The following is a 13,598-nucleotide window of genomic DNA, read 5'->3' on the forward strand; positions in this document are numbered from 1 at the left end:
TTCATCCCTAAGATAGATTCCGAAAACTTTGCTCCTAGACTTATATAAGGTCGGCAAAGACTCAAGCTTTGCTTTTACACTGGCATCTTAACTAACACTTAGATAAGCATTTTTTAGAAGCGGTTGTCTTAACGATTTAGTCGAGTAGGTCAGATGCTGAGCCCAAAAATTTAGTGCTATTCGTCCCTAAACCTTTCCAAAAAGTGAGGGCTAACTTTGAATTTTAAAGGCCCGAATTCGCAATCATGAGGTAAATTGTAAAAAATAATATTTTCAGGGCCTCTCTCATCAACCCTCAAGAAATACTCTGACCACAAAGAATAGATTTTGAAATTTAGTGACAACCTCGAAAATGTTGCCCCCAATACATACTTTGAGCTCTAGTTAAGGGCAATATCACGTCTAATTGAGGTGATTTTTTAACTGATAGACCTGCAGCCATCTAGAAACTAAAGCTCAAAACAGAGTATTTGGTTGTCATCCGTGTTGCATCGCACAATGAGTGGATCCTATGAGAGCAAACCACAGCCGGCCTAGCCTTCCCTTGCAGGTCTCAATTCTGACTCAGTTTTTTCCACCCGACTACGCCGCTACCGGGCAGCTTGTGGAAGAACTAGCCCAGAGCTTTAGTCGACAGGGGGTAGGGGTGCAGGTGTTTGCAGGACAGCCCGGCTACGCCTACGATCGCAGGCTCGCTCCCAAGCAGGAGGAGGCCCAGGGAGTAACTATTCGCCGCACACGCACCTCGCGGCTCTGGCCCAAGCGAATTCGAGGGCGCGCAGTGGGCGGGTTGCTCTACTGTTTGCGATCGCTCATCAAGCTCCTTCACCCAGCCCGCCGCGGCCAGCTGTTGATAGTCACCACCGAACCTCCCTATCTGCCGGTACTGGCTTATCTAATGTATTGCCTGTTTGGCCAACCCTATCTGTGCGTGGTGTACGACCTTTACCCCGAAGTGGCCTTGGCCCTGGGAGTGGTCTCAAAACGTCACTGGCTGGTGCGCCTGTGGCGCTGGCTCAACTGTCGCACCTGGCAGCGAGCTGAGGCCATTGTGGTGCTGAGCCAAACCATGAAGCAGCGCATTGTCGATCACTGCCCCGAAGCCGCCGACAAAATAGCGGTGATTCACAACTGGGCTGACCCCAGCCTGATTGTTCCATTGCCAAAAGCGAACAACTGGTTCGCTTTACACCATCAGCTCGATCAAGTCTTTACGGTTCTCTACTCCGGCAATATGGGGCGCTGTCACGACATGGACACTATCTTGGCAGCAGCCTTTGCTCTGCGCCACGAGCCCGTTAGGTTTGTGTTTATCGGTGCCGGGGCCAAGCGCCAGCTCTGTATAGACCGTACGGCCCGCGCAGCGCTGACCAATTGCTTGTTTCTGCCCTACCAAGCAAAAGAAACCCTGCCCTTTTCTCTCACCGCCTGTGACCTCAGCTTGGTCAGCCTGGTAGAAGGGGTAGAAGGGCTAGTGGCCCCCAGCAAACTGTACGGCAGCCTAGCTGCAGGCCGACCTGTGGCTGCTATTTGCGAACCCCATTCCTACCTGCGATCGCTGCTGGCCGAAGGGGGATTTGGTCGTGCCTTTAGCAATGGCGATGGTGCGGGGCTAGCCAATTTCATTCGAACACTGGTGGCCAACCCGGCTCTAGTTCAACAGATGGGTAGCCGAGGTCGTCGCTACATGCAGCAAAAGTTTACCCCCGAGCAGGGTACCAACCGCTATTTTGAGGTTGTAAAAGCTTGCCTGCAAACTCCAGTAGCGCCTCCGCTGGCTGAGGTGCCCAAGGCTACTGTCTCTCGCCTCTGACCGCACCAACCATGGCAAAAGAATCTTAAAAAACTGGCTTTAGCCCTTGCCTAATTCAATAAATCCTGTACCCTTCTGGCATGGAGTGGGCTTTGATGGTCACTGCGATCTCAGTCTCTCCCCCGCAACCTCGGCATCCGCCGAGGCCGTAGTCCAGGACGGGTGTGGCTATCTTTATCCAATGCCTTTTAGTTATTAGTTAGCCCTGTGCTCTTTGCCATTTTTCCAATATGACTCAGCCCCGCCGCAATCGTAGCCGATCTAAACGACGCGCCATTTACTGCCCCGACCACGGCACCTACCTCGACAGCGTTAGCCAAAAGTATCCGCTCTACACAACTGAGCCCGAGCATCTCCAGCAGCGAGGGTTGAGCCGACTGCGATCGCTCACCGTCATCGCCGGTTACGGCACCGTTCCCTTAACCGGTGAATGGCTCGAGGCCTTTTGGTGCGATCACTGCCAAGAAACCCGCTGGTACCATGTCCATAGAACCGTCGCTAATCGCTACATGGTTGTAGCCGCGCCAGAACACCTCTGGCTGCAAGCCAGCGGCGTAATTCTTCCCACCGGCAACCCCAGCGTTAGCGAATTTACCCGCCGCCAGGCTCGCCAAACCCAGTACCAGGGCATCAAAGACTTTCGCCGCATTGGTTAAGCTAGCGGTTAATTCCGACTTAGGTAACTCTCAATGACCAAGCTGAAGATTAAGCGGCGCCGGCCATCAAGTGATCCCAGCGAAGCCGAGCTGATTATTGAAGCGGGTCGCACAGAGAAAAACTACTGGCAAGATATCTGGCGCTACCGAGAGCTGTTTTATTTTTTAGCTTGGCGCGATATTTTAGTGCGCTACAAGCAAACTGCTATCGGAGTGGCATGGGCGCTCATTCGGCCATTTCTGACGATGGTGGTGTTTACAGTAGTGTTTGGTCGTCTAGCCAACTTGCCATCGAACGGGGTGCCCTACCCCATCCTGGTATTTTCAGCCATGCTTCCCTGGCAGCTATTTTCTACGGCTTTATCAGAGTGCAGCAACAGTCTGATTGCTAATGCCAACCTACTATCAAAGGTATATTTTCCTCGCCTGGTAGTACCTACTAGCGCTGTAGTAGTTAGCTTTGTAGACTTCGCCATCTCTGGCATCATTTTGGTAGCGCTCATGGTGTGGTTCACCTACGTACCCAGTTGGCGAATCGTTACCTTACCGCTGTTTACCCTAATTGCGCTAGCCGCTTCTATGGGTGTAGGACTATGGATGGCTTCTCTCAATGTGCAGTACCGCGATTTTCGCTATATCGTGCCGTTTTTAGTTCAGTTTGGCCTATACATTTCTCCAGTAGGGTTTAGCAGCAGCATTGTGCCTGATCGGTGGCGGTTGTTGTACTCGTTAAACCCTATGGTCGGAGTAATTGACGGCTTTCGCTGGGCCATTTTGGGGAACGAGGCCAGCATCTACTGGCCGGGGTTTGCCCTATCGACGAGTCTAGTCATGCTGCTGCTGGTGTCTGGCATCTGGTATTTCCGCAAAATGGAGCGCACCTTTGCAGACGTGATTTAGCAGCCGATGCTTTTACACCACGACCTTCACGGACGGCTAGCATGTCTGACACCGTAATTCGCGTTGAAAATCTAGGCAAAAAATATATCATTGGCCAGCAGCAGCAAGAGCGCTACACGGCTCTGCGAGATGTATTGGCTAACAAAGCCAAAAATATCACCCAAGTTTTCAACCCAAAAGCTAAACACCAAAAACCAAACTCAGAGGAGTTTTGGGCTCTCAAAGATGTCTCATTTGAGGTAAAGCGGGGCGATCGCATCGGCATCATCGGCCGCAACGGCGCAGGCAAATCTACACTGCTTAAGATTCTCAGCCGCATTACTGAGCCGACAGAGGGGCGCATTAGCATTAAGGGGCGGGTGGCCAGCCTGCTAGAGGTAGGCACGGGGTTTCACCCAGAGTTGACGGGGCGCGAGAATATTTACCTGAACGGTGCCATCTTGGGCATGAGCAAGGTAGATATTCGCCGTAAGTTTGATGAGATTGTGGCGTTTGCGGAGGTAGAGAGGTTTTTAGATACGCCGGTTAAGCGCTACAGCAGTGGCATGTATGTGCGCCTAGCGTTTGCGGTGGCGGCGCATTTGGAGCCAGAAATTTTAGTGGTGGATGAAGTGCTGGCGGTAGGAGATTTAAATTTTCAAAAAAAATGCTTAGGCAAAATGAATGCTGTTGCTAGTGAAGGCAGAACAGTTATATTTGTTAGTCATAATATTGCAGCTATTCGTAAGCTTTGTGAAAGGGCAGTTCTTCTAGATAGAGGAAGCATGATGAAACTGGGTGATACCGATTCAGTATTGAAAACTTATACTGAAACCGGAATGAATGCACAATATACTTATGAACTACCTCCACCTAAAGACAAAAATGCACCTGGCTATGCTCATAAGCTCGCTGTGGAGGATGAGAATGGTAATCCAGTATGTTCTGTTCCTGTCGGCAAACCTTGGCAAGTTCGGATCAACTTTACCATTGTAAAAAATATAGACCACTTTGTAATTGGCTTAGGAATGTTAACAAGTGAGGAGGTTTCTTTGCGGACAGCTTGGAGTAAGCCTTACTCTTTAGTAATTGGTGAATATCAAGCAGTTTTTCGTGAAGATAAAATAATACTAGGAACGGGTAGGTATCCTCTGGTGGTTGGCCTTTCTAAAGATCTTCAAACAATTCATTACATTGAGAATGCTGGAATATTAGATATTGCAGATTTTAGCGAAAGTATCGACCTAGTGAAAGTGTCATCTGTTGGTAGCATTCTTAATCCTATGGATGTAGAAATATTGAATTCTAATATCGCAGTACGTCTTTAATAGATCAATACACATCTTTATTTTGAGAGGTTTTTAACTTTTGACTTTCACAAGAGATACTTACATTAACAGTCCATCCCCAATTGAATACGAACTCAGATTGATTTTTGATATTCAAAAGCCTCTAGTAATATTTGATATCGGCAGTTGTGAAGGCGAAGACTCAATTAAATACTCTAAAGTTTTTCCTAGCGCTAGGATTTTTGCTGTAGAAGCGTTGCCTAGTAATTTATCCCTATTGAAAGAAAATCTAAATAAGTACTCTGTGAAAAATGTTGAGATTTTACCTTTTGCTTTGTCGGATGAGGCAGGTATTTGTAATTTCCATGTCTCTTCAGGACAGTTAGAGGATAAGAAAGAAGATTGGGACTACGGTAATAAATCAAGTTCACTACTTGCCCCTACTGAGAATTTAGATATTTTCCCTTGGCTGAAGTTTTCTAATATTATCAGTGTTGAGACTAACACTCTCTATAATGTTTGCATTGAAAAAGATATAAGTTCTATTGACTTTGTACACATGGATGTGCAAGGTGCGGAACTCAAAATTCTGAAAGGAGCTGGAAAATTCATCAAAAAAATTAAATTAATTTGGCTTGAAGTAGAAGCATTAGAGCTGTACAAAGATCAGCCTCTAAAGAAAGAAATTGAAGAATTTATGCGAGAAAATGCATTCATAAAAGTCAAAGATACTGTGGGAGATGTTTCTGGAGATCAGCTATATATTAATTCAGAATCCAGTTTAAGTAAGATTACCTTAATGCAATTACTTTTGAATTTATATTCTCAAAAAATAAGAAACCACATCAATAGATCAATTAAACCCAAAATTGAGGAGTTTTTATTAATAATTAAATCAAATTTATCCTATATAAAAAGAGAAATTAAGCAGTGGTTTTATCCCGCATCTCAAATCAGGAAATACAGTCAAATAAGTCATTCTCAATGTGGAGAGGACTTAATAGTTAAATTTATTTTTGATAATTTAGGAATTCAACACCCTTCATATATTGATATTGGCGCCCACGATCCAGAGTATCTGAATAACACTGCTACTTTTTACTTGAGTGGATCGATAGGAATTAATATTGAACCCGATCCTATTTTATTTAAGAAGTTTCTCAATACGAGAAAGCGTGATCTAAACTTGAACATTGGGGTAGCTGACACAGTTGATGTAATAGATTTTTATTTTATGTCTTCCCCTACACTCAACACGTTTTCGAAGATTGAAGCAGATAAATATGTTGAGTTTGGCTATCCTATTGTTTCAATTGGGAAAATAAAAGTTGACAAATTGCATAATATTATAAAGACTCAATGGAACAATAGTTTTCCTGACTTTTTGTCTCTGGATGTTGAGGGATTAGATGAAACAATACTGAAATCAATTGATTATGAAAAAAATTATCCAATTGTTATTTGCGTAGAGACTATGAGTTTCTCCAAGAATGGCAATGGGGTTAAGAATAAATCAATAATAGAGTTTTTAGAAAATAACGGATATTTAGTTTATGCAGATACCTATATAAATACAATATTTGTAAGGAAAGACAGATGGATTCGAACATAAGATAATTTGAACAACAAATATTTTTAAAGACCTTTAAGTTAATATTATGTTTGAAGCGAAAGTTGGCACAAGAAATGAAGAAGCTCGGATACTTTGGTTAGAGCAAGCTCTGACTAAAATTCCAAAAGGGTCACGTATTTTAGATGCAGGAGCAGGGGAACAACAATTCAAAAGGTTCTGTTCCCACTTCAATTACGTCTCTCAAGATTTTGCTAAATATGACGGTAGTGGAGATAGCAAAGGCTTACAGATGGGAAGTTGGGATCAAAATAATTTAGATATTATTTGTGATATTACATCAATTCCCGAACCTGATTCTTCATTTGATGCAATTTTATGTACAGAAGTATTTGAACACTTACCAGATCCTTTATTGGCTTTAAAGGAATTCACTAGATTATTAAGACCTAATGGGTATCTAATCATTACTGCTCCTTTCTGTAGTCTTACTCACTTTTCTCCATATCATTACTACAGTGGGTTCAATCGCTACTTTTATGAATTTCATTTAGCTCAAGATGGATTTGAGATTGTTGATTTACAAGCTAACGGTAACTTCTTTGAATATCTAGCCCAAGAAATTCGGCGTATTCCTTACGTGGCAAGCACTTATTCAAATAATTATTTGAGAATATGGGAGCGATTGGCGTTAAAACTACTGCTAAATGCTCTAGAGCGATTTTCTGACAAAGATAAAGGATCGTCAGCTTTATTAAGCTTCGGTTTTCATGTAATGGCTGTTAAAAAGAAGAACTAATTATGATTATCATGAAACTTCAGGGTGGCTTGGGAAATCAAATGTTTCAATATGCTCTGGGAAGAGCGTTGTCTGAGCATCTTAATACAAAATTAAAATTAGATCTAAGCTTCCTATTAAACAGAACATCAACAGAAAGTCACCTATTTAGGGATTATGAACTAAGCATTTTTAATATAGATATTAAATTTGCTAGTCCCAAAGAGAAAAATAAATACATATGTCCCCACGATAGCAAGCCTAAATTGATTCTTTGGAAGCTGCAACGAAAAGTCATGGGCTATCATTTTCATAAAGAGAAATCTTTTTTTTTGACCCAGGAATATTTGACCTTAAAAGCAATACTTATTTAGATGGCTTTTGGCAAAGCCCAAAATATTTTAACAAAATCAAAAATACAATATTAAAAGATTTTTCATTTCAAGATAATTTACCAGACGCTCTTACAACATTAGCTAATGAAATTGAAAATTCTAATTCGATATGCTTACATGTAAGAAGAGGAGATTATGTTTCACATCCTAATGCAAATAAATTTCATGGTGTAAAAGGAATTGATTATTTTGACACAGCTATTTCACTTATAGCCCAAACTCTAACAGACATTAAAATATATGTATTTTCAGATGATATAACATGGTGTATTCAAAATTTAAAACTTGAATTTATAACTACTTTTGTAGAATATGAATATCCTCATAGAAAGCCGAATGAATATTTTAGGCTGATGATACTGTGTAAACACTTTATTATCTCTAATAGTAGCTTTTCTTGGTGGGCTGCTTGGCTCAATCAAGATCCTCAGAAAATAGTCATAGCTCCTAAAAAATGGTTTAACGATCCGATGATTGACACCTCAGATTTGATACCTGACAACTGGATAGCAATATGAGCGATGATCGCATTACGTGGCTACTTCCTGTCAAAAACGGGATGCCTTATCTGCCTGAAACATTAGCATCTATAGAAGCTCAAACTTATAAAAACTGGGAGATTTTAGCTTGGGATAATGGATCAACAGATAACACCGTAGAAGAGTTAAAAAAGTGGATACCTGATAAGTTTTCAGGTAGAGTGATCACTGAAGAACCATTAACATTAGGTGGTTCTTTAGCCCGAATGGTAGAAATCTGTGAGACAGAACTCTGCGCCCGAATTGATGCCGATGATATTAATTTACCAGAAAGACTAGAAAAACAACTAGAATTTTTATCCAATCACCCCGATATTTCAGTTCTAGGTAGTTGGATGTATCTTATTGATGAGCAAGCGATACAAAAAAAAGATTTATATACTATTCCTTTGGAGCATGATGACATCGTTCATGAAATGCTTACTAGAAATCCGATCGCGCATCCGTCAGCTATATTTAGGCGGTCAGCTATTTTAAATGTAGGCAACTATCGAGATCGAGTTATTGAAGATTTTGATCTCTGGTTAAGAGTTTCACAACAACATCAATTAGCTAATCTTGACATTCCACTTGTAAAATATCGAATTCACGGAAATAGTTACACACAACAAGCAATTCGAGAAGAGCGATTAAATCAAGCTATGAATGATTGCATTTGTGAAAATGCTCCTCTCACCTTTGGTTGTTCAGAAAGCGACATGAGACTCTTACGAGAAAGAAAGCATTCTTTTGCATTTCAACCAATTTTACAAATTGCGAAACACTTAAAAAAAACAAGTAAATCAAAAAGCATATTATTTTCTCAATCTTTTATTAATAACACAAAAAATCTTATTTCCCCCAAAGATATCTTATCTCGTTTGTTATTAAGCGCTTACCATCCCAATAAATCTGTTTTGTATCAAGAAATTAAGAGCATAGTAAAATCTAGCCTTAGGAAAACAATAGGTGTAAATCGAGTAATAGATAGGTTTAATTGGCATCGTAATAAAAAAAAATGGGAACCCCGATTTAACAAATGGCTTAGAGAATGTGAGGCACAGGGTTCTACAATTCATCCATCAATCACTTTTACAGGCGTCAACAATCCCTTTGATTATATAAATATTGGACAGTGCATCATTGAACCTGAGTTAACACTATGGCTATCCCCAGATCAAGGCGCTGAAGTAAAGTTTACTATGGGCAATAGGTCTTATATTGGCAGAAATACTTATATTGGTGTGTTTAAGCCTATTTCAATTGGTGAATGTGTCTTAATAGGCTCATACTGCTATATAATCTCCGCGAATCATAACTATGAAACTTGCAGTATCCCCATAATTGATCAAGGGTATGTAGGAGCACCAATAACCATAGAAGATGATGTTTGGATTGGCACACACGTTGTAGTCTTACCAAACGTCACTATTGGTAAAGGTGCAGTTATCGCAGCCCATAGTCTAGTGAATAAAAGTATTCCCCCCTACGAAGTTTGGGGCGGCATACCTGCAAAATTTTTAAAAAAGCGCACTTAAATTAAGAGAATAATATTCATAAATTAATGATTAAATCGGTTTGTCTTGGACGATGACCACCCACTCCGACGATCCTATTTATTAGGCGATCGTCGAGGTCACATCTCCCCAAGTGAGTGGCGTATTAAGAAACCAGTGCCATGAGATTTTCATTTTATAGCAGTTTAAGTTATTGCCCCTGGGGAGGATCCGAAGAACTCTGGGGGCGTACCGCAATGTATTTGGCTTCTAATGGCCATTCTGTCACAGCATCAGTCAAAAAATGGCCTACTCCCGCCTGGCAAATCCAAAAGTTACGACAAGCAGGTGTTTCCTTAACCGAGAGAGATGAGTCATCGCCCCCACTGTTTGAGCGAATAGCTCAAAAAATACTTCAACGAGCAGGCTGTCAAAATCCCTTTTCTACTCAAACTAAACTCCAAGATTACTTTCATGAACTTGCTCCTCAATTGGTGATAATTTCGCAAGGCCATATTAGTGATGGTTTGCCTGCTATGGAGGCTGCTAGAGATTCTGGTCTACCCTATGTCGTAATCGTACAAGCTAATAGCGAATCATGGTGGCCTAGTGACGACATGGCAGACCGCATGATAGCTGCCTACACCCCTGCTCAAAAGGTTTACTTTGTTGCCGAGGCAAACCGAATTCTTTTCTGCCGACAGGTTGGACGTGAGTTTCAGAACAGTATTGTGGTCTGCAATCCTGCTCATGCCACAGTAATAAAGCCGCTCGAATGGCCGAATCTTGACACTGAGCTGTCTTTAGCTTGCGTCGCCCGGCTAGATCCTATCGCCAAAGGACAGGATTTACTTTTAGAAGTGCTGGCTCAACCGCAATGGAAAGAACGATCCGTAAGCTTGTACCTTTATGGCACTGGTATGAACGAACGCAGTCTAAGGAGACAGGCAAAAACATTAGGGATTGAAGACAAGATTTATTTTGTAGGACACGCAGAAAACATTGCACAGGTATGGAGCCAACATCATGCTTTAGTTCTATCATCAAGATATGAAGGTACTCCCTTGTCTTTAATTGAGGCTATGCGCTGCGGTAGACCAGCAATTTGTACAGAAGTTGGAGGCATGCCAGAGTTAGTAGAGGATGGCCAAACTGGTTTCTTAGCCTCTGCACCAACTGAAACGCACATAGCAAGGGTTTTGGAACATGTGTGGGAAACTCGCCACCAGTTGCAGTCCATGGGAGAAGCAGCAAGCAAATCCATTGCGGCAAAATTACCTGGTGACCCAATCAAAACCTTTGCCGTTGAACTGATGCAGCTTATTTCCACCAATGAAGATTTCAATAACTCCATGGGCCTAATTCAGTAATCGCTCATGAAAGTTCTACATATTAATCAGTCAGATATTGGTGGTGGGGCTGCGATCGCAGGCTATCGGTTCCGCTAGGGCCTATTAAAGCAAGATATTGACTCCAAACTTTTGGTTGGTTGGGCAAAGATAAACGTATGACTTACAGGCTGCCCAAGTTAGTCGCCATTACAGACTTGATAATCAACTTTATTGATTCACCTATAGAGGAGGCTTTAACTATATTGACTATATGAGCAGTTTCGATACTTCTAAACACTCCTTTTTCTCTGCTTCAGACATCCTGAATTTTCACAACTTACACAATAACTATTTCAACTACTTAAATACTGAACTCGATAGCAGCAGTTATAAATCTGATTCACTTTTTATGGAAGCCGTCAAACCTTACCTTTCTTCCCCTTCTTCAAGCCCCCTTTTGGCTTTATGACTAAGACCGTATAGAGAAATACACTTTGCTTCTAATAGAGATGCTGAAACCATTGTTGGACTTAATAAAGTCGCACTTATCACTAGACACCTAGAAAAGCCTCCTAAAGCTGATTTTTATGAATGCTTGAAAAATCTCCCAAAATCTCAATTGTTACTCCTTCCTACAATCAAGTTCAGTTTCTAGAAGCCACTATTCAAAGTGTGCTGGACCAAAATTACCCAAACCTAGAATATATAATTATTGATGGCGGCTCTACAGATGGCAGTCTTGATATTATCAAGCAATATCAAGACCGCTTGCATTATTGGTGTAGTGAGCCTGATGCTGGTCAATATGATGCTATTAATAAAGGCTTTGCTAAGTCAACTGGTGACATTCTGGCTTGGCTAAACAGTGATGATATGTATTACCCCTGGGCATTTAAGACAGTTGCTAGCATTATGTCTGAGTTACCTGAAGTGAACTGGCTAACAACGTTACAGCCAGGGCTTTGGGATTATGACGGATTTTGTCGTGGTTTTTTGCATCTTCCTGGAATATCAAAAGAAGCTTTTCTAGACGGCTGCAATCTCCCTTCTCGCATTTATAACACCGGTTTTATTCAGCAAGAGTCTACCTTCTGGAAAAGAAATTTATGGGAAGAAGTAGGTGGGTCCATACCGCTTGATTTTAACCTTGCTGGTGATTTTAATCTTTGGGCAAATTTCTTTAAACATGCAGATCTATACACAACTCCTTCTCCTCTCGCGGGTTTTCGAATTCAAGAGAACCAGAGAAGTCGAGAGGTTGAATTCTATTTGTCTGAAGCAAAAGAATCTCTTGCAGAGTTGAGAAAGTCGGTGCGCTGGAAGCATAATTTTGTTCGTTTTACTCTGTTCGGACTCCGTATCCATAGGATTCCAAAATTGAAATATCTTGTCAAATCATCTTCATACTCTTACAAAGGGAAGGTTATAAACAGGGAAAGCTATGACTCCCCAAAAAGTTTCTGGAGCGTAAATGAGCATTACTTTATCCCTTATTAAAAACGTGAAGATTCTTCAAATTAATTCCAGCGACTACGGTGATGGCGGCGGCGGCGCAATTGCTATGTATAGGCTAGCTCAAGGATTAAGAGCATCTGGGCTAGACTGCAAAATATTAAGCGGGATTAAAACTACAGATTTAGATTGGTCTCGACAGATTCACCGAAAACCTAAGATTGAAGCAAGGATTAGAAAATGGACATCAAGACTAGGTCTTAACGATCTACACTGCGTTAGCTCATTTGAGTTAACTACAGAGAAGTTTTATCTCGATGCTGATATTATTAATTTCCATGTCATTCACAGCAACTTTTTCAATTACTTAGCGCTCTCTAAGTTAACCCAATCTAGGCCCGGTATCTTCACTCTTCACGACATGTGGAGTTTTACTGGCCACTGTGCCTATAGTTACGACTGTACTCGCTGGAAAACCGGTTGTGGTCAGTGCCCTTACCCTAACACCTACCCTCTAATCCACCATGACGGCACTTCTTGGGAATGGAAACTCAAGAACTGGACTTACAGTCGATCTGATTTAACAATAGTTACGCCTAGCCATTGGCTAACGGAGCAAGCCAAGTCCAGCATGTTAAATCGTTTTGATATTCATCACATACCATATGGTATTAGCACGAGTGATTACCAACCTCTTGATCCAGAGCTTTGCCGCGTCGCCTTGGGTATTTCACAAAAGAAAAAAGTTTTGCTTTTCAGTGCTGTTGACCTCAAAGATGCTCGCAAAGGCGGTGACTTGTTAGTCAAAGCGCTAACTCAACTGCCAAACACAATCAAGCAAGACTGCGTATTATTAACTTTAGGTAGCACAACTCATCAACTAGCTTCGGCGGTCGATCTGCCTGTAATAAATTTGGGCTATGTAAGCAGCGATCGGCTCAAGTCAGTAGTTTATTCTGCAGCAGATCTCTTTCTCTTGCCTACCCGTGCTGACAACTTACCGTTAGTGCTACAAGAAAGTATGGCCTGTGGTACTCCTATGGTTTCTTTTGATATTGGTGGAGTGTCTGACTTAGTGCGTCCCGGAATTACAGGCTATCTAGCCCAAGCTGAAAACGTAGACGATTTCTGTAAAGGTATAATAGATTTGCTAGATGATGATGTGAAGCGGCAAGCTATGGGCAAAAATTGCCGTCACATTGCCTTAGAAGAGTATTCTCTCGACTTACAAGCCAAACGTTATTCGCATCTTTATCAGCAAGTACTAAAAGAAAGAGTTGACAAATAGTAATTGATCCCTCTGGCCATAAATCCGACATTTTTTAGCAGTTTTCAGACAAAGCTTAAGTTTTTTAGAATTCTAAATAAACTTTTTTCAGTCAATTATTCAAGAATAGAATTCAAGCTGCCCAAGATTTCAC

General features: G+C 41.7%; 12 protein-coding genes. All 12 read left to right on the top strand.

The annotated features are described in order from the left end of the window. The first annotated feature begins 511 nt into the window (after positions 1 to 511). The 12 genes from NC979_RS17700 to NC979_RS17750 all read left to right on the top strand — a co-directional run bounded on the left by NC979_RS17700 (position 512) and on the right by NC979_RS17750 (position 13,465). A complete protein-coding gene (locus NC979_RS17700) occupies positions 512 to 1,813 on the top strand; it encodes a glycosyltransferase family 4 protein (protein WP_190519317.1) in 1,302 nt (433 codons plus the stop codon). 230 nt (positions 1,814 to 2,043) lie between these two features. Further along, positions 2,044 to 2,469: a hypothetical protein gene (locus NC979_RS17705; RefSeq protein ID WP_190519319.1), complete on the top strand. Its 426-nt coding sequence runs from the start codon at positions 2,044 to 2,046 to the stop codon at positions 2,467 to 2,469. 33 nt (positions 2,470 to 2,502) lie between these two features. Further along, positions 2,503 to 3,369 (top strand): ABC transporter permease, encoded by an 867-nt coding sequence (locus NC979_RS17710; RefSeq protein WP_190519321.1) that lies wholly within the window; start codon positions 2,503 to 2,505, stop codon positions 3,367 to 3,369. 41 nt (positions 3,370 to 3,410) lie between these two features. Continuing rightward, the gene (locus tag NC979_RS17715; protein WP_190519323.1) at positions 3,411 to 4,676 is read left to right on the top strand and encodes an ABC transporter ATP-binding protein; all 1,266 of its coding nucleotides are present in this window, start codon (positions 3,411 to 3,413) and stop codon (positions 4,674 to 4,676) included. Between the two features lie 100 nt (positions 4,677 to 4,776). After that, entirely contained in the window at positions 4,777 to 6,249 is a 1,473-nt protein-coding gene (locus NC979_RS17720; RefSeq protein WP_190519325.1) for an FkbM family methyltransferase, read from the top strand. A 46-nt stretch (positions 6,250 to 6,295) separates the two neighbouring features. Then, entirely contained in the window at positions 6,296 to 7,006 is a 711-nt protein-coding gene (locus NC979_RS17725; protein ID WP_190519327.1) for a class I SAM-dependent methyltransferase, read from the top strand. Positions 7,007 to 7,008: 2 nt separating this feature from the next. Further along, on the top strand, positions 7,009 to 7,359 hold the full coding sequence (locus NC979_RS17730; protein ID WP_190519329.1) for an O-fucosyltransferase family protein: 351 nt from the start codon (positions 7,009 to 7,011) through the stop codon (positions 7,357 to 7,359). A 35-nt stretch (positions 7,360 to 7,394) separates the two neighbouring features. Next, complete coding sequence (locus NC979_RS25400) at positions 7,395 to 7,898, top strand: alpha-1,2-fucosyltransferase (protein ID WP_431191084.1); 504 nt, start codon at positions 7,395 to 7,397, stop codon at positions 7,896 to 7,898. Further along, positions 7,895 to 9,436, top strand: coding sequence for a glycosyltransferase (locus tag NC979_RS17735; protein WP_190519331.1), 1,542 nt, complete (start codon positions 7,895 to 7,897; stop codon positions 9,434 to 9,436). The genes NC979_RS25400 and NC979_RS17735 overlap by 4 nt, the downstream gene beginning before the upstream one ends. Before the next feature lie 140 nt (positions 9,437 to 9,576). After that, complete coding sequence (locus tag NC979_RS17740; RefSeq protein ID WP_190519333.1) at positions 9,577 to 10,764, top strand: glycosyltransferase family 4 protein; 1,188 nt, start codon at positions 9,577 to 9,579, stop codon at positions 10,762 to 10,764. A gap of 552 nt (positions 10,765 to 11,316) precedes the next feature. Continuing rightward, positions 11,317 to 12,222 (top strand): glycosyltransferase family 2 protein, encoded by a 906-nt coding sequence (locus NC979_RS17745; protein ID WP_190519335.1) that lies wholly within the window; start codon positions 11,317 to 11,319, stop codon positions 12,220 to 12,222. Further along, a complete protein-coding gene (locus NC979_RS17750; protein ID WP_199308843.1) occupies positions 12,197 to 13,465 on the top strand; it encodes a glycosyltransferase in 1,269 nt (422 codons plus the stop codon). Before NC979_RS17745 ends, NC979_RS17750 begins: the two co-directional genes overlap by 26 nt. Positions 13,466 to 13,598 lie beyond the last annotated feature (133 nt).

Source organism: Leptolyngbya subtilissima AS-A7 (assembly GCF_039962255.1).
Taxonomy (GTDB): Bacteria; Cyanobacteriota; Cyanobacteriia; order Phormidesmidales; family Phormidesmidaceae; genus Nodosilinea.

Bases quoted from the DNA above. Each gene is read 5' to 3' on its own strand.
- NC979_RS17740 (WP_190519333.1), top strand. From the start codon at position 9,577: ATGAGATTTTCATTTTATAGCAGTTTAAGTTATTGCCCCTGGGGAGGA.
- NC979_RS17710 (WP_190519321.1), top strand. From the start codon at position 2,503: ATGACCAAGCTGAAGATTAAGCGGCGCCGGCCATCAAGTGATCCCAGC.
- NC979_RS17705 (WP_190519319.1), top strand. From the start codon at position 2,044: ATGACTCAGCCCCGCCGCAATCGTAGCCGATCTAAACGACGCGCCATT.
- NC979_RS17735 (WP_190519331.1), top strand. From the start codon at position 7,895: ATGAGCGATGATCGCATTACGTGGCTACTTCCTGTCAAAAACGGGATG.
- NC979_RS17725 (WP_190519327.1), top strand. From the start codon at position 6,296: ATGTTTGAAGCGAAAGTTGGCACAAGAAATGAAGAAGCTCGGATACTT.
- NC979_RS17730 (WP_190519329.1), top strand. From the start codon at position 7,009: ATGATTATCATGAAACTTCAGGGTGGCTTGGGAAATCAAATGTTTCAA.
- NC979_RS17700 (WP_190519317.1), top strand. From the start codon at position 512: ATGAGAGCAAACCACAGCCGGCCTAGCCTTCCCTTGCAGGTCTCAATT.
- NC979_RS17750 (WP_199308843.1), top strand. From the start codon at position 12,197: ATGAGCATTACTTTATCCCTTATTAAAAACGTGAAGATTCTTCAAATT.
- NC979_RS17745 (WP_190519335.1), top strand. From the start codon at position 11,317: ATGCTTGAAAAATCTCCCAAAATCTCAATTGTTACTCCTTCCTACAAT.
- NC979_RS17715 (WP_190519323.1), top strand. From the start codon at position 3,411: ATGTCTGACACCGTAATTCGCGTTGAAAATCTAGGCAAAAAATATATC.